This is a genomic window from Dyadobacter psychrotolerans, from assembly GCF_004349265.1.
GTDB classification, from domain to species: domain Bacteria; phylum Bacteroidota; class Bacteroidia; order Cytophagales; family Spirosomataceae; genus Dyadobacter; species Dyadobacter psychrotolerans.
Map to the genome: position 1 here is coordinate 397,554 of NZ_SMFL01000004.1, position 17,156 is coordinate 414,709.

Here is a 17,156-nt window from a genome sequence, read left to right on the forward strand (position 1 = left end):
ATTAATATCTACTTACTTATTTTCCGAAATAATACTCTCAAAATAAAGCCGTCGAACTAAAAATATATATTTTTTGATATGAATAAAATTAATAAATATCCGCTTAAAGTCGGCCTTTTTGGTATCGGTTTAGAAGCTTACTGGGAGCAGTTTGAAGGGCTTGAAGAGCGGCTGAAAGGTTATCTTCGGGAAGTGGAGGAAAATTTAAGAGGATTTGGTGCACATATTGTAAATCTGGGTTTGATTGATTCAGCCGAAAAAGCGTCGGATGCCGGACATGAATTCAGACAGCAGGATGTGGACCTGATTTTTTTATACGTGACCACCTACGCCCTATCTTCCACAGTTTTGCCAGTCGTGAGGCGGGCCAAAGTACCTGTTATTGTCCTTAATCTGGCTCCGGAAGCGGCAATTGACTACAAGTGGTTCAACAGCCTGAGTGACCGTACTAAAATGACGGGAGAATGGCTGGCTTTTTGCTCTGCCTGTCCGGTTCCTGAAATTGCCAATGTATTTAAGCGCTCGCAGATTCCCTTTTATCAGGTAACGGGGATGTTGCGCAATGATCCGGTTGCCTGGGACGAAATTTCACAATGGATTCAGGCCGCAAGGGTTGCACATATCATGTCACACAACCGGATGGGAGTCATGGGAAATTACTATGGCGGTATGCTGGATATTTATTCCGATCTGACTCGGCAATGTGCCACCTTTGGCGGGCATATCGAAGTGATTGAAGTAGATGAACTTTCCTCACTTTGCAGCCAGGTTAGTGAAACGGAAGTGGAGACAATGGTTCAGGAATTTGAAGCAACTTTTGATATTCAGGAGGACTGCCCGGAGTTTGAACTAAAACGAGCAGCGCGTACTGCGTTTGCTTTAAATCAACTGGTTGAGAAACATGCACTTGGTTCAATGGCCTACTATCACAGAGGAACGGGAAACGGCGCGAATGAAGATACGATGAGTTCGGTAATCCTGGGCAATTCGCTTCTGACGGCAAAAGGAGTTCCGGTTGCCGGAGAATATGAAGTCAAAAATGCACAGGCTATGAAAATCATGGATAGTTTTGGTGCAGGCGGCTCATTTACTGAATATTATGCCATTGATTTTAACGATGATGTTGTGCTGATGGGACATGACGGACCGGGTCATGTTGCGATATACGAAGGTAAAATTAAAGTCAGACCTTTGCAGGTATATCATGGCAAGGTAGGTAAGGGGCTGTCGGTGGAAATGCGTGTTAAACTGGGGCCTGTCACGCTTTTATCCGTCGTAGAAACTGTTGACGGAAAAGTAGTTTTGCTGGCTGCTCAGGGAGAGTCCGTCGCCGGACCTATCCTTGAAATCGGAAATACCAACAGCAGATATAAATTTCCCATCAGTGCCAGGAAATTTATCGAAAGCTGGAACAGTCACGGTCCGGCGCATCATTGCGCGGTTGGAGTAGGGCACATGAACTCGAAGCTCGAAAAACTCGGTCAGCTCTTGGGAATTGAGACGATATTCGTTTGCTAACTTATCCTAAAATAAAAGAAGCGGAACCTGATTTCAGATTTCGCTTCTTTTTGTCTTGAAGCAACATTAATGTTTGCTCTTACCCAAACTATGATGTTCCTTTTCGTTATTGGTAAGGTCATTTCCCTTCACCATTTCCTCTTCTTTGTGCCTGCTGTCGAGGTTATCTTTATTTTCCACATGTCTTGTACTCTGAGTCTGGCTCTGATTACCGTGTGCCGTTTTGGATGTTTGTGCCTGTTTCATAACAATATCAAATTGATTATGTCATAACAGGTATTAAAATTATGCCACAACTTCCTTTCTCACCGCCCGGGTTCCTTCATAAAGTTCATATTCTAAAAGACGGCAGTCGATGGTACTGGTATAAAATTCAATTCTACGTTTTGCTTTTAAACCGATTTTTTTGGCCAGATCCAGATTTCCGGTAAAAACATAACCGTAATACCCTCCGCATTTTTGCTTCATGAAATCACCGATTCTTCCATAGGTTTCTTCCAGTTCACTGACTTCTCCAAGACGATCGCCATACTCGGGGTTAACAAAAAATACACCTTTTTCGCCCTGAGGTACTTCCGTATCAGCAAAATCGCAGACATCAAATTCAATCATATTGGCCACCCCGGCGGCTATCGCATTTTTCTTTGCATTTACAATGGCCAAATCACTATAATCAGTTGCCAGAATACGCAGGCCCGGAACTTCTATAATTTGCTCTTCGAGTTTATCCTGCTCGGCAAAATATATTTCTTCGTCGTAGTGCTGCAAATGCATGAAAGCGTAATTGTTGCGGAATAACCCGGGTCGGCTGTTACTGGCAATCAGAGCCGCTTCAATGGCAAGGGTTCCGGATCCGCACATGGGATTAATAAATGGTGATGTTCTGTCCCAGCGGCTGGCCAAAATCGTGGCAGAAGCCAGGGCTTCAAGCATCGGAGCACGTCCGGGAATCTTCCGGTATCCGTGCCTGGCAAGCGAGTCGCCGGATGTGTCTATAAATATTTCGGCAAAATCGTATTTCCAAAAAAGATGAATTACTGCGCCTGTTAAGTCAGATCCCGTTGCCGGCCTGGTCCCGCGTTTTTCACGGAGCCGGTCGACGATGGCGTCTTTTACACGCACATTGGCAAACATGTTGTTGTTTATCGTCGGATTCTGAACATTGCTGGTCACCGAAAAATAGCCCAGATCGGGAATAATGTCTTCCCAGCTTATTTTAAGCAAGTGGTTGTAGACATCATCGGCGTTTTTTGCCTCAAACTGTTCAAGGCTGTATAAAACCTGACTTGCACAGTACAGGTTCAAATTTAGCTTTATACAATCATTTATCGAGCCTTGTACACGCACACCTGTAACAAAAGCTTCCTCAATTTGAAAGCCGAGATCTTTTACCTCCTGTTCAAGGTATGGAGCTAAACGTTTATTACAGGTAATTGTTACCGGAGCGGTTGTATCGTATAATGACATGAATTTTGTTTTCTTTCCTGGAGTATGCCAGAATTGATGAATGTATCTTGGAAAACACAAACTTACTTGTTTGCGGCTGAAGATTCAGGTTTTAGAGCAAATGTTTGTAAAACAAAAGCTATAATCCTTCATGAATCAACTCAAGGTTAATCATCGCGCCAGCTTTGCTTCCTGCCGCAATCGCACCGGAAACGGATCTCATCATGCTTGTATTATCCCCGGCAGCATAAATTCCCGGAAGGTTCGTTTTTTGAAAGTCGTCGATCTTAATGTAACCCAATTCATTAAACTCGCAGCCCAGGTTAAGCGGGATTTGTGAATGCTGTTCGAAAGGCACTCTGGCATACATTACATTCAGGGCAAAAGCGCTTTCATCGGTAAAATGAATATTTTCTAAAAGGCCGTTTTTGTGATCAAACGTTTTGACCTGCTTTTCGATAATTTCAACACCAATTTCATAGATTTTCTGCCGCGTCGTTTCCTCAAAAGTTGCCGCTCCGTTTGTTAAAATCGTAACCTTTTGAGTCCAGTTTTTTATCAGCCGTGCAAATTCAAAAGCGCCCTCACCGTTTACAAATATTCCGGTAGGTTCGTCTCGGTACTCATATCCATGACAGTATGGGCAGTGAATTATACTTATTCCCCAGCATTCTGAGAAACCGGGAATAGCGGGTTTAAGATCACGTATTCCGGTCGTGAATATTATTTTTTTTGCTGCATATTGCTCACCTGTTTCGGTGAAAACTTCGAATTTGTTATTTTTCCCGCTAACACTGACTGCAAATCCCTGTTTCAACTTTACTGTTGGGTAAGCAAGCACCTGTTTTACAGCAATCGCTGCGATTTCTGCCGGTGTTGATCCGTCCTGCGTAAGATGATTATGCGAGTAGGGCGTTTGTATGTTACATGGTTTTCCACTGTCGATGATTAAAACCTTTCTGATCGCTCGGCCCAAAGACATTGCGGCCGCCAGTCCGGCGTAACTTCCTCCAATAATGATAACGTCAAACTTTTGCTCTTCTTTCATGGTAGTTATTAGTGTTTATTTAAGTGAATGTCTCAGATTTGAGACATGATAAAGCAAATTTTTTTACATGCCGATTCCCTTGCTAAATGAAAACCAGGCAGATTTTATGACTTGATCGCTAAGGGGCTGGCCAGGAATCTGAGACTGGACCGAAGCTGAAACAATCCCGCGAAAGAAGGCTTGTATCCATTCAATTGAAAGGTCTGTATGTATCAATTTCCTGCTTTGCAAAACAAGCAGGTGTTCACGCCAAAGTGTAAATGTCATGTCGTAATCCGTGCAGTGCTGGCTGTTTTGGCTATGCTGGTGGTCATGCAAACTATGCAGTTTGTGAAGGAAAGTATACTTTATACCGCAGCTCATTCCGGCATGAAACATATTTTCCAATTTTTCCACAGGATCGTCAGAACTATTATAAGCAAGTGTGTTTGTCTTGTAGCAGGCTCTCTGAACTGCACATTCACAACTTTCCATCAATTCTTTACGGTCCTTAAAATAGCGGTGAAGTGTACGGCGGGTAATACCGGCATAATCAGCAATTTTCTCCAAAGGTGCTGACAAATCCTCATTAAAAACCAATATGGCTGATTCTATGATTGCGTGCCTGGTATCTGTGATCATGACACAAATATAAACAGATGTCTCAAATGTGAGACATCTGTTTGGAGAAATTTGAAAAATATTTAGGTTCAGAGTCTTTGTGCCTTCATTTCTTTCATGGCAAAATCACAGGCTCTGGCGGTTAATGCCATGTAAGTCAGCGAAGGATTCTGGCAGGCAGAGGAAGTCATACAGGCGCCGTCTGTGACAAATACATTTTTTACAGCATGAAGCTGATTGTTTCCATTGAGTACAGAAGTTTTCGGATCTTTTCCCATGCGTGCAGTTCCCATTTCATGAATCGTCAGTCCGGGGGCATGCAGGTTATCGAAAGAAGTTATGTTTTTAAAACCTGTCGCCTCAAGCATTTCAATCGCGTCCTGACGCATGTCTTTACGCATGGCAAGCTCATTGTCTTTGTATTCACAGGAAATCACCAGTTGGGGCAGGCCCCACTCATCCTTTTTTGTATCATCAAGCCTGACGTGATTTTCGTGGTAAGGAAGCATTTCTCCAAAGGCCTGTATACCAAGTCGCCATGAACCGGGCTTGGTTACTGCATTTTTAAATTCAGCGCCGAACCCGTCCTGGCTTCTTGCCTGTTGCCAGTTATCTCTCGAACCTGCACCCTGGTAACCAAATCCGCGGATATAGTCACGGTTATTTTGATCCAGATTACGAAAGCGCGGAATGTAGAAGCCCCCCGGACGTCTGCCAAAGTAGTATTTATCGTCATAGTCATGAATCTCGCCGGATGCGCCGGTCATGTGGTGATGGTCCATCAAATTGTGTCCCAGTTCTCCACTGTCATTGCCCAAACTATTCGGAAAACGGTCTGAAACCGAGTTCATTAGGATAAAGGTAGTTCCTAGTGTGGATGCATTCAGAAAAACAATCTTAGCAAAATAATCCGACTTTTCTCCGCTGAGCGCATCAATGACACTAACTCCTTTTGCCTTTTTTGTGTTTTCATCGTATAAAACTCCACTTACGATACTGTCGGTCCGGATCGTCAGATTGCCGGTTTCAACAGCGGCAGGAAGTGTTGCAGACAAGGTGCTAAAATAGCCGGAAAAGGGACAGCCTCTCGCGCAAAGATTTCGGTGCTGACAGGGACCTCTGCCGTTGTGTTGCTGACTCAGGTTGGCTATCCTGCCCATAGTCGCATCTCGTCCCATCGCTTTTTTTACATTTTTGATAAAATGATCTTCCACACAATTTAGCGGCATTGCCGGCAGAAAATCGCCATCAGGCAACTGTGCAAATCCTTCATTTTGCCCGCTGATACCGACAAACTTTTCCACATAGCTATACCAGGGAGCGAGCTCTTTGTACCTGACAGGCCAGTCGACACCAATTCCTTCTCTCAGATTAGCCTCAAAATCCAGGTCGCTAAATCGGTAGCTATGCCTGCCCCACATCAGTGATTTGCCACCTAAATGATAACCTCGTATCCAGTCAAATGGCTTTTCCTGCTCATAGGCATGTTGATTATCATTGACCCAAAAGTGTTTCGTTCCTTCATTGAACGCATAGGATTTGGATTGCGTAGGGTGGTCAAGAAGATTTTGCTGCGTAGTTTGATTATGGTGGGGCAACTCCCAGGAAGGAAGCATGGCGGTTGTATAATCCTTGATATGTTCGAGTTTTCGGCCACGTTCTATAAGGAGTGTTTTTAACCCCTTTTGGGTAAACTCCTTAGCTGCCCAGCCGCCGCTGATCCCCGAACCTACAACAATAACATCATAGGTGTTTTGTTTTACTGCCTTAATATTTAAATTCATTTGCAGCTATAAAAAAGGCAGCATCCAAAGACGCTGCCGGTAAATCTTAATTGACTTTTAAATTAAATTCCGTTTAATTCAGCTTCCGTGTATGCTTTTTCACGTTTGCTCAGTTTCTCACGCATTCTCACCACTTCCTCCGTCGTTACTTTATCCGCATTATTTCGCCATGATTTTCTGATGTAACTCAAAAGCTGCGCAATGTCCTCACTTGGCATATCTTTATCATATCCTATACCCGGCATATCACCGTTTATCTCAGGAGCCTGATACACATGACCGTTCACTTTCACAGGTCCGGTTAGACCAAACAATACGATTGGAATCAGCCTGTCTTTTGATCCGGTAACCCAGTCAGATTGATTTAAAGGTGGCGCCAGGGATTTAACTCCGTTTCCGTCAATACCATGGCAAGTCTGGCAGATGGATGTGAACAGTGCTTCTCCCTTTGGAAATTCTTTCTTGAGTAATTCAGGATTACGGTTGCCCTGTGCACTTTTTGCATTTGCGATTGCTCTTTGAAGCTGCTTATTAAAAGCAAAGTTCGGATCTCCAACAGAAGCAGTAATCTCCTTCTGGAAAGCCTCTTCCTGATCCTGCAAATTACTGATAACCGCATCCGAAACGTATCTGTTCTGAGGATATTTTACTGTCAGTTTTTTAAGCAGATCATTGGACGCTTTCGAATCATACGTTTTAATGAACGGAGCCAGAAAAGCCAGGTATGGCGCTGCCAAAGTATCATTGCGAACCAGAATCTGATCGAAAGCCGAGGCAAACTGCGTAAAATTATCTTTGGTAATTACCGAAGGAACAGCGGTAAGTCCCTGCATTCTGATCACCCAGTTTGGCTGGTTAAGTATGCCAATCACTTCTTCTGTTTTCAAAGCATGCAAACCCTCCAGAGTCCAGAGTGCATGGATAGCAAATAATGGATTCTCGGTCTGCTGAAGCGCAGCACGCAGTGCAGGTATGGCCTGAGTAGATTTTGAATCGATTAATTTTTGCTGCGCATTGTCACGTACCCAGCCATTTGGATGGCCCAGCAGTTTCACCAGCAAACCAGGATCAGTAGGGATGGTTACCATCTGAGGTTTGGCGCCTTTCGGAACGATTTTGTAAATCCTGCCGCTTGCTAATGGCTGCGTCAGTCCACGTTTTCCGATCTGATCTTTTAAGTATGGCGTCAGGTAGGTTTTATGCTGAATAATTCCGCGGTACATATCCAGCACATACATTGAACCGTCCGGCGCGTTGTACAGATTCACCGGGCGAAAGCGCTCGTCGGTGCTGGCCAGGAATTCCTTAAACTTATAGGCCTGCTCTCCTTTTGTCACATAACCGTTTTCTTTCAAAATGTTACGTTTGATCAGGTTCGCGGATGGTTCGGGAACAAAGGCGTTCCATTCGTAAACTCTACCAAAAAGGTCACCACGGTAAACCACCGGCCCGGCAGCAGCAGTAAATTCATTCAAACGAAGACTGTCATCGAGGATATTTTTCATATATCCGCGGTTCACACCAGGCGTCGGACGAATCGGATAAACTTTATTGTTTGTTACTGATTTTTCGTTAAAACCCGCAACGCCACGCTGGTTTTTATTCATCGCTCCAAAACCCGGTGAAAAATAATCGCCGATTAGGTTTTGTGAATTCGTATTATAATAAACCCTTCCGTAGTTGTCCTGGGTAATTCCCCACTGGCCTCTGAAATGTGTATGTTCAACCACCCATTTATCCCCGATTTTACGGTACCGTTTATCAGACTTTGAGTTGTAAATCCAGTTGTCAAGTGTACGAAGAAGTCCGTTTGGCTGATGCTCAACGTTTCCTCCTTCGGCATACTTGTCATCAACAAGCTGTCTTTTTAGAGCCTTATCATTGTTTAATTCATAAAACCAAAGACTGGCCGGTTCTGCCACCAGAATACCATTGTCAATCAGACAGATCGCACGTGGCAAAACCAGGGAGTCGATTACAACTTTGCGGTCGTCATAAACTCCGTCTTTATTTTTGTCGGTCAGAATTACAATTTTTCCGTTTGGTACATCTTCGCCGGTTCCGATTGTGTCAGGCATATAACCCGTCATCTCTACAACCCACATTCTGGCCTTATCATCAAAAAGCATTGCGACGGGAGTGCTCACCAATGGCTCGGAAGCTACCAGCTTGACCTCAAAGCCATCTTCTACCTTCATTTTGCTGATGGAGGCTTCGGCAGAGACAAACGGTGACTGGCTAAAATCGATCTTTGAATCTTCCACCGCCGACGTGTTCGTCGAAGTCTGTCCGGCTGAGGTCTGCTTGTTCGCCTTGCAATAGAAGAGCACAGACGATACGGCAAGTATCAGAAACGGATATTTTAATTTTTTCATTTTTGTAATCGTTCCAATGATTAGTTCAAGGTGTGATACCGGAATTTTCCGGTGCGGTCGTGAATGTTACACAGTTAACGATTCTTCAACCGGTTTCATATTTTTTGTTAAAAAATGTATAATAATCCATGCCAGCATGTAAGCTAAACCACAGATAGTGAACAGGATATTATAACCGGCCCCGATATTTCCAAGCAACTTATAGTGATCCAGAAGCGCACCAACCAAAAGAGGGAAAAATGTGGATCCCAAAGATCCTGCCATTCCTCCGATACCGACTACAGAGCTTACTGCACGTTTTGGGAACATATCTGAAACGGTCGTGAAAATATTCGAACTCCATGCCTGATGGGCTGCTGTTGCAAGGCTGATAATACCTACTGCAACCCATACATCGGTGGCAAACTGAGCCAGCATGATCGGAAGAACTGCGAATGCCACAATCAGCAAAGTTGCCTTTCTGGCGCGAAGCGGAGCCCAACCTTTTTTGATCAGGTAAGACGACAGCCAGCCACCGCCGATACTTCCAAAAGTTGTAGCAGTATACACAACCACCAGCTGCAAACTCGGTTTTTTTAGGTCCAATGCAAATGTAGACGCAAAATAGGGAGGTAGCCAAAATAGGAAGAACCACCAGATTGGGTCAGTCAGCAATTTTCCAACGATAAAAACCCAGGTTTGTCTTAGACCAAGGAGTGCCGACCATTTGATAGGCTTATCGTTAACACTGGCTGCAGGTTCGTTGTCACTGTGAATGTATTCGTATTCTGCGGCTGAGACTTTTTTGTTGCGTGATGGAATTTCATAAAGGATAATCCAGAATACAAGCCATATAAAACCCAGTGCACCCGTGATCAGGAAAGCTTCCTGCCAACCATAAGTGCCTAGTAGCCAAGGAACTAGAATAGGGGCTGCGACAGCTCCGATACTGGTTCCGGAATTGAAAATACCTGTTGCCAGTGCCCGCTCTTTTTTAGGAAACCATTCTGCCGTAGCCTTAACAGCAGCAGGAAAGTTACCAGCTTCACCAAGCCCTAAAAGTGCCCGTACGGAAGCAAAACCAATCGTTCCGGAAACAAAAGCATGTAAAATTGCAGCGATACTCCAGATGGTGATCGAAATTGAATAGCCTTTTTTTGATCCGAGCCGGTCAATAAAATTTCCGAAAACAACATAACCCAAAGCATAAAATCCGGCAAAAACCATAACGATGTTTGCATAATCGGTTTCGGTCCAGTTAAATTCAACTTCAAGAGTGGGTTTTAAATAACCGAGGATTTGTCTGTCGACGTAATTGATTGTGGTTGCAAAGAAAAGTAAAGCGCAGATGACCCAACGATAATTGCCAATTTTGGTTTCTTCCATGATGTGAACAAATGGGTTCCTTTCGGATCAGGGGAATAGGTTTAATAATGATACTTTCAGATAAGACTGCAATATGGCCATTCTACCCCTTAATGTAACCGTCGAATATTAAAAAATCCCTCCAAAACGACGTAGCGTCCGGGAGGGATTTTAGAATTTTAACTTATTGATGAAATAATATTGTTGAAGTATTTTAAAGTCAGGCAATCGGGTAAGCAAGCTGTGCTTTTACCAATTCCGCCTCGTTTGTTAGGTCAAGACGTAGTGGTGTAATAGAAACAAAGTCATTTTCAACGGCCCAGCGGTCTGATCCTTCTTCTGCCGGTTCCAGTGGAATCACTGTAAACCAATAATGTTTTCTACCCATCGGATCCAGGCCAGGTTCGATTTTGTTATCGTATAACCGTACAGATTGCCTCGTCCATCGAACACCTTTCGGCTTACGTGGAAAGTTGACGTTAATCAGGTTTAAGTGCGGATTTTTGAATAACAGATCAAGTGTCTTTTCTATAAATGGATCCAATCCTTCAAAATCCGGTTCGATATCGCCAACAGGCGTACTAAGGGCAATGCCCTTCATACCAAACAAAACCGCCTGTTTTGCCGCGGCAAGCGTTCCTGAGTGCCACATGGCATTCCCCAGATTGGGACCCATATTGATTCCCGAAAGCACAACATCGGGCTTATCCCAAAGATGCTGTCCCAGTGCTACGCAGTCGGCAGGCGTACCATTCACACGCCATGCATCGATACCGTCAAAACTGACCGGAGACTTTTTATATGACAATGGTCTTGAAGCGGTAATTGCGTGTCCCATAGAAGATTGTTCTACATCAGGGGCTACGATTTTGACTTCACCAAACCTGGTGGCGATTTTAGCCAGGGCCGCTATTCCCGGGCTGTATATTCCGTCGTCGTTTGTTACCAGAATTTTCATAAGCATATCATTTTATCAAAAAACTTAATAAAATTATGCCTGGTATGTTTTTTATGCTTTTTCCTTCACTACTACATCGACCACTATGAAAAAAGCTACCCTTTTACACAATCCAACTGCGGGAGAAAAAGACTTTTCAAAATCTGAATTAACCTCAGTAATAGAAGACGAAGGTTTTGAGTGTAATTATGCATCGGTTAAAAAAGACGGATGGGATGAGTTTTCAAATGAAACCGATTTTCTGATCATCGCCGGCGGTGACGGTACAGTTCGCAGAATAGCAAAAGCGCTTATGAAAAGGAGACGGCTCGACAAACAATATCCCATCGCAATCCTTCCTCACGGGACGGCGAATAACATCGCCGGCACTTTGAACATCAGTGGCAAAGTAAAGGACATCGTAAAAACCTGGCATTCTGGAGTACTTAAGAAATTTGATATTGGAAAGATTTATGGTCTGGAGGAGGAAATGTTCTTTCTTGAAGGCTTTGGCTGCGGCATTTTTCCCAGATTAATAAAGGTCATGGAAAAGATGGATGATGAAATTGGTGATTCTGTCGACGAAAAAATCAAGGCGGCAAGAGCGGTTCTATATGACATCGTTCTTAATTATAAAGCACTTAACTGCAAGATCATTGCCGATGGCGTTGAGCATTCGGGTAAATATATCATGGTCGAAATTATGAATACGCGCTCGATTGGCCCTAACCTTGAACTGGTACATTCGGCTGATCCGGGAGATGGAGAGCTTGAAATCGTGTTGATTCCTGAAAGTCACCAGAAGAAGTTCGAAGATTTCCTGCTCGACAGAATAAATGGCGGAGATGAAGAATATAATTTCACTATTATCAAGGCTAAAAACATTGAGCTGGAGTGGGAGGGAAAGGACATTCATGTAGACGACGAAAGACTTAAACCGGAAAAGCCAGCCAAAATAACAATTCAGGTGCAGCCCGGAATGCTTGAATTCATGGTTGCGGGAGAATAATTGGTAGGAAAACGTATGGATATTAACCGGTAATCAGCAAGTTATCCCTGCTGGTTGCCGGTTTTTTGGCTTTTTTTTAATAAGATTTCGTCTATCAATTATCGTACGATAACTTTTGATTATTGGTGATAACAAATTGTGATTGGCTCACGACTGGCCGGCAAGTTACCTTTGATGCAGAAATATGGGAGAAATAGTTGATCCTGTATTTAATTTTCATCATTCCAATATTCTTAAAAGTTATCATGATCACCACAGACATTTGTATTATAGGCGCAGGCCCGGTGGGTCTTTTTGCAGTATTTGAAGCGGGGCTCTTGAAAATGCGCTGTCATCTTATTGATGCTCTTCCGCTGGTAGGCGGACAGCTCTCCGAGATATATCCACAAAAACCCATCTACGATATACCCGGTGCTCCGGGAATTATTGCAGAGGATTTGATAAAAAATCTTTTGCTTCAAATTGAAGAATTTAAGCCGGGGTTTACTTTGGGCGAGCGCGTGGAAGAACTGGACCGGCAGCAGGACGGCTCCTACATTGTGAAAACCAATGAAGCTACAGAAGTACATTGCCAGGTGGTCGTTATCGCTGCGGGACTTGGTAGTTTTGAGCCCCGCAAACCTGCTGTTGAAAGGCTCGAACATTTCGAAGGGAAGGGGGTGCATTATATGGTGAAACGCCCCGAACAATTCAGAAACCAAAAAATCGTATTGGCTGGTGGAGGAGACTCTGCACTTGACTGGACCATTTTTCTGGCTGATATTGCTCAGAGAGTAACCCTGGTACACCGAGGTGAAACTTTCCGAGGTGCTCCTGATTCCGCAGCAAAGGTTTTTGAATTGGCTGAGGCCGGTAAAATAGATTTGATTCTGCAATCGCAGGTAAACAGTCTGGGTGGTAATGGAGTGCTTAAGGAAGTGTCTGTTTTGGGAAATGACAAAAGTCTGACCAGCATTCCGACAGATAGTTTTATTCCACTTTTTGGTCTGAGCCCCAAACTGGGTCCGATTTCGGACTGGAATCTGGGCGTGGAAAAATCTGCTGTTGTGGTAGACACAGTTGATTATTCAACAAATGTTGAACGAATTTATGCAATCGGTGATATCAACACCTATCCGGGAAAACTCAAACTGATTCTCTGCGGATTTCATGAAGCAGCAATTATGATGCAAAGCGCTTTCAAATATGTTTATCCGGACCAGAAATTAAGTTTTAAATACACAACCGTTAACGGTGTCAATGCTTTTTAGTCATGATCAATATCACAGTTAAAGACCCCGATGGTCATAGTCAGTTGCTAGACGTACCTACTGATATCGGACTAAATCTGATGGAGGTATTAAAAGCCTATGAGTATGATATTTTAGCGACTTGCGGCGGAATGGGACTTTGCGCTACGTGTCACATCGAAGTGCTTCGAGGTGCAGAAAATTTACCGGAATGTAACGACAACGAGCTTGATACACTGGATACTTTGCCGGACGCAGATGTTAACAGCCGGCTGGCCTGTCAAATTCGGCCGGGTGAAAACATGGATGGATTAGTAATCAAATTAAAGAACCTTCAGGAAACTTAAAAGGCAATAGAATTTTGGAATAATAGTACAGAAACCTTCGCCGTGACATACAGCGAAGGTTTTTTGTTTATAGTGTGTGTGTTAGGCTTGTTGGATAATTTATATTCTCAAAGAATGGTTTTCGCAACCGGGAAAGCCAGATCTACCCAAAGCTGATGCATTTTACCTGAAAAATGAAGTCCGTCGCTTGCAACCATAGTTGGGTCATTTAGGGCCTTGCGGGAGGTTGGCGTAATGTCGATAAATCTGATGTTTAGCTTGTTACATTCTTCTTTTGCAACTACATTGAATCGGTCAATTTCCTGGGCAATCAATGCAGTATTGCTTCCGCCGGCATAAGGTGTTACGCCCCAGTCAGGTGTGGATAAAACAAATACCTTCGAAGCGTTACCGCCGGCAAAACCTACACTTTTTCCAAGTAACTCGCGAAATTCGATTCGGTATTGATCAAGGCTTCTGCCCTGGTATTGGTTGTTCACGCCAATAAGAAGCGAAACCATATCATATTTTTTGGATGCTGGTAATGATTTCACACCGTTGAGCAGATCACCCGTTGTCCATCCTGTTGTAGCAATTATGTCAGGCGTTTTGACTGCCTTGCCAATACTTTTCAAGTCTTTAACCAGCAATACCGGCCAGCGCTGATCCGCAGTCACATTTTGTCCAATGGTGTAGGAATCTCCCAGAGCCAGATATGAAAGGCCTGTTTCAATTTCCTGTGGCGTTGGCGGCACCGGGTTTTCCATTTCGCCCTGCTCACTGCAGGCGCTTGAAAAAAGTAAAATTGCGATAACTAACTGCAACATTTTCATGGTAAAATATTTTAACTCAGCCGAGTGTGCTGGTTTCCATTTTATCTATATACTATTTTTTTGTGGCGTTTAGATCAAAGGTTGTCTATAATGCTTCATTTTAGTGGAAAGATCATGTCAGTTTACCAGGTGGAATATCTATCGAAATAGTTTTTGTCCTTTTCGTAGTTGCAGAAAAAAACAGGTTTATTTTAAGTAATTGTAAATATTTTAAATGTGATTTTTATTTTTTATTTAGGAAATGACATCTGTTTAATTAGTTGTCATTGAATAGGTTAAGGATGTTTCGTTATTAAGTTGCAATTAAAATTGGAAAAGTAAATGCCTGAATTTTTAAACCAAGCCTCTCAATTTGGTAATTTTGGCTTTTAAAATTTAGTTATCAGGACAGGAATTTAAGATTTGAGACGGTTCTGATTTATTAGTAAAGAAGAAAAAATGACTTATTGTTTAGGAATAAAAGTAAAGGAAGGTCTGGTTGCGATTGCCGATACGCGTATCACTGCGGGTACAAACACCACCGTTAAAAAGAAAATGTACATTACCCAAAAGGATGATTATTCTCTTTTTATCATGACGAGCGGCCTTCGCTCTGTACGCGACAAAGCGGTACATTATTTTGAAGAACTATTAAATGACGGCATTGTTTATAACAAACTTTATAAAGCTGTCAACGCTTTCGGGGAGCAAATTAAGCGTGTCGCCGAAGAGGACAGGGCATCGCTTGAAAGAGCAGGATTGAAGTTTAATTTGAACACGATCGTTGGCGGACAGCTAAAAGACGATAAGGATCACAAGCTTTTTCTGTTGTATTCAGAAGGCAATTGGGTTGAGCTAGATGAAGGTTCTCCTTACGTGATCATTGGTAATTCCGGTCAGGGGAAAGCGATTCTCAACCGGGTGCTCAACGAAGAATCCACCATGAAACAGGCTTTGAAGGCAGGATTTCTTTCCTTCGACTCGACGCGTGTGAGCAATAATGATGTAGAGTTTCCGATTGATGTGGTGCTTTATAAAAAGGATAGTTTCCAGATCGTCGAACATCGCTATGAGAAAAAGGATCTCGAAAAAGTATCAGAGCTTTGGGCAGAAAAATTAAAACAGGCGCTGGATGATATTCCGGAGGACTGGATGGACAAATCTTTTGATAAAATTCCTCAGTAAAATTTCTCGCATAAAATTAAAAAGCCCGGTAATGCTGTTCTGCGTTACCGGGCTTTTTGTATGCCGGGGTAGGGGCTAAACTCTAATTGACGCCATACTTATCGAGCAGATATAACATCGCCGCCATGGATGCCGCGCCAAGTTCCAGCTCGCGTTTGCTGACCTTATCAAACGAATCGTTTGAAGCGTGGTGATAGTCAAAATACCTCTGCGAATCGGGGATTAGTCCAAGTAACACAGTTCCCTGAGGGCCCAGCGGACCTATATCAGCGCCGCCTCCGCCAACACCCAGCTCATGAATACCGTAAGCTGAAAACAGTTTTTGCCAACCCATAATTTTTGCTTTTTGGGCCGGAGTGCCCACTATCCCAAAACCGAGCGGTGTAAAGCCACCCCGGTCGGATTCAATGGCCGCCACGTGTTTTTCGTTTTTCGATTTTGCTGAATCCGCATAGGCTATACCACCTTTGAGCCCGTTTTCTTCGTTGATGTACATCACGGCCCTGAGTGTATTGTTGGGTTTATAGCCCAATACTTTCAGCAGTCTGACCGCCTCTATGGATTGAACACAGCCCGAGCCATCGTCATGCGCACCCTGGGCGAAATCCCAGGAGTCCAAATGCCCACCCACAACCATATACTCAGCCGGAGTTTTGACACCTTTCAGTTCCCCAATCACATTATGAGACGGAGCGTCTGGTAATGTTTCGCAATTCTGTTTAAAATAAAATTCGGTTTCTGGTTTTTCCTTTAAGGTTTTACTTAGAAGTTCGGCTGCATTGGTAGAAATGGCAGCGGCCGGAATAATTGGCGCCCCGCTTGCATAACGCATACTTCCTGTGTGTGGGATATCGTCCAGCCGGGTAGTCATCGAACGGACGATGCAGCCAACTGCTCCCATTTTGGAAGCTTCGCTCGGGCCTGCACCCCGCTGATCAACCGCTCCTCCATAAGCTTCAAAAGTATTCAACCTGGTTGGATCCATTGGACGGTTAAAGAAAACGATTTTGCCCTTTACTTTTTCTGTCCCGAGATCTCTTAGTTCCTGAAATGTTTTTACTTCAATTACTCTGGCTTTGAGACCTTCTTTTGCTGTCGCTACCGAGCCGCCAAGTGCTGCAATGGGAACACTGATTTTTTGTTTTCCAATGACAATGGCCCCCTGTTCCTTCGCACCTCGAACCCAATGCGGTACCATCACGTTTTGCAAAAATACATTGTCGAATTGAAGCTGTTTCATCACATCACGTGTATATTCGACAGCCTTGGCTGCTCCTGCAGATCCGCTTAAACGGGGACCTACATCCTGTGTGAGGGTTTTGAGCATTTCATAGCTTTTGCCTTCACTTAAAGCGGTATTAAAGATTTTACGGATAAAAACAGAATCAGCCTGATAGTCGGCCTGAGCGAAAACAGAAGTTTTCGTTAAAGGCGATAGCAATGCAACCGCCAAAAGAATTTTTTTCATCTGGTTAAAAGGAGTGAACAGGTAACAGGAAATTACAATTAGGCTAAGATAGCAAGGTTTCGGCTTTTTAGATGT

Annotated in this window: 15 protein-coding genes; 5 read left to right on the forward strand and 10 right to left on the reverse strand. The window is 43.6% G+C overall.

What is annotated here, in order from left to right; genetic code table 11:
- The first annotated feature begins 78 nt into the window (after nt 1–78).
- A complete protein-coding gene (locus E0F88_RS13305; RefSeq protein WP_131958745.1) occupies nt 79–1,518 on the forward strand; it encodes an arabinose isomerase in 1,440 nt (479 codons plus the stop codon).
- Between the two features lie 66 nt (nt 1,519–1,584).
- Here E0F88_RS13305 and E0F88_RS13310 read toward each other — a convergent pair whose 3' ends face one another.
- The 8 genes from E0F88_RS13310 to surE form a co-directional block, all read right to left on the reverse strand.
- Nucleotides 1,585–1,764 carry a hypothetical protein gene (locus E0F88_RS13310; protein WP_131958746.1) on the reverse strand — a complete coding sequence of 60 codons (180 nt, stop codon included), beginning with the start codon at nt 1,762–1,764 and terminating at the stop codon, nt 1,585–1,587.
- 39 nt (nt 1,765–1,803) lie between these two features.
- Complete coding sequence (locus E0F88_RS13315) at nt 1,804–2,985, reverse strand: THUMP domain-containing class I SAM-dependent RNA methyltransferase (RefSeq protein WP_131958747.1); 1,182 nt, start codon at nt 2,983–2,985, stop codon at nt 1,804–1,806.
- A gap of 118 nt (nt 2,986–3,103) precedes the next feature.
- Complete coding sequence (locus E0F88_RS13320; RefSeq protein WP_131958748.1) at nt 3,104–4,012, reverse strand: NAD(P)/FAD-dependent oxidoreductase; 909 nt, start codon at nt 4,010–4,012, stop codon at nt 3,104–3,106.
- A gap of 63 nt (nt 4,013–4,075) precedes the next feature.
- Nucleotides 4,076–4,633: a TetR/AcrR family transcriptional regulator gene (locus tag E0F88_RS13325; protein ID WP_131958749.1), complete on the reverse strand. Its 558-nt coding sequence runs from the start codon at nt 4,631–4,633 to the stop codon at nt 4,076–4,078.
- 68 nt (nt 4,634–4,701) lie between these two features.
- Nucleotides 4,702–6,396, reverse strand: coding sequence for a GMC oxidoreductase (locus E0F88_RS13330; RefSeq protein ID WP_131958750.1), 1,695 nt, complete (start codon nt 6,394–6,396; stop codon nt 4,702–4,704).
- 62 nt (nt 6,397–6,458) lie between these two features.
- Nucleotides 6,459–8,771, reverse strand: a complete 2,313-nt coding sequence (locus E0F88_RS13335) for a DUF7133 domain-containing protein (RefSeq protein ID WP_131958751.1) — start codon at nt 8,769–8,771, stop codon at nt 6,459–6,461.
- A gap of 66 nt (nt 8,772–8,837) precedes the next feature.
- Nucleotides 8,838–10,136, reverse strand: coding sequence for an MFS transporter (locus E0F88_RS13340; RefSeq protein ID WP_131958752.1), 1,299 nt, complete (start codon nt 10,134–10,136; stop codon nt 8,838–8,840).
- A 199-nt stretch (nt 10,137–10,335) separates the two neighbouring features.
- Nucleotides 10,336–11,073 carry a 5'/3'-nucleotidase SurE gene (gene surE / locus E0F88_RS13345; RefSeq protein ID WP_131958753.1) on the reverse strand — a complete coding sequence of 246 codons (738 nt, stop codon included), beginning with the start codon at nt 11,071–11,073 and terminating at the stop codon, nt 10,336–10,338.
- A gap of 85 nt (nt 11,074–11,158) precedes the next feature.
- Here surE and E0F88_RS13350 point away from each other — a divergent pair, with 85 nt between their 5' ends.
- From E0F88_RS13350 to E0F88_RS13360, 3 genes are all read left to right on the forward strand, one after another.
- Nucleotides 11,159–12,061: a diacylglycerol/lipid kinase family protein gene (locus E0F88_RS13350; protein WP_131958754.1), complete on the forward strand. Its 903-nt coding sequence runs from the start codon at nt 11,159–11,161 to the stop codon at nt 12,059–12,061.
- Nucleotides 12,062–12,306: 245 nt separating this feature from the next.
- Nucleotides 12,307–13,311, forward strand: coding sequence for an NAD(P)/FAD-dependent oxidoreductase (locus E0F88_RS13355; RefSeq protein WP_131958755.1), 1,005 nt, complete (start codon nt 12,307–12,309; stop codon nt 13,309–13,311).
- 2 nt (nt 13,312–13,313) lie between these two features.
- Nucleotides 13,314–13,637: a 2Fe-2S iron-sulfur cluster-binding protein gene (locus tag E0F88_RS13360; protein ID WP_131958756.1), complete on the forward strand. Its 324-nt coding sequence runs from the start codon at nt 13,314–13,316 to the stop codon at nt 13,635–13,637.
- Between the two features lie 107 nt (nt 13,638–13,744).
- Here the strand turns inward: E0F88_RS13360 and E0F88_RS13365 are convergent, their stop codons facing one another.
- Entirely contained in the window at nt 13,745–14,449 is a 705-nt protein-coding gene (locus E0F88_RS13365) for an SGNH/GDSL hydrolase family protein (protein ID WP_229213764.1), read from the reverse strand.
- Nucleotides 14,450–14,887: 438 nt separating this feature from the next.
- Between E0F88_RS13365 and E0F88_RS13370 the strand changes: the two genes are divergently transcribed.
- The gene (locus E0F88_RS13370; protein WP_131958757.1) at nt 14,888–15,613 is read left to right on the forward strand and encodes a proteasome-type protease; all 726 of its coding nucleotides are present in this window, start codon (nt 14,888–14,890) and stop codon (nt 15,611–15,613) included.
- An 82-nt stretch (nt 15,614–15,695) separates the two neighbouring features.
- Here the strand turns inward: E0F88_RS13370 and E0F88_RS13375 are convergent, their stop codons facing one another.
- Nucleotides 15,696–17,081, reverse strand: coding sequence for a M28 family peptidase (locus E0F88_RS13375; RefSeq protein WP_131958758.1), 1,386 nt, complete (start codon nt 17,079–17,081; stop codon nt 15,696–15,698).
- Nucleotides 17,082–17,156 lie beyond the last annotated feature (75 nt).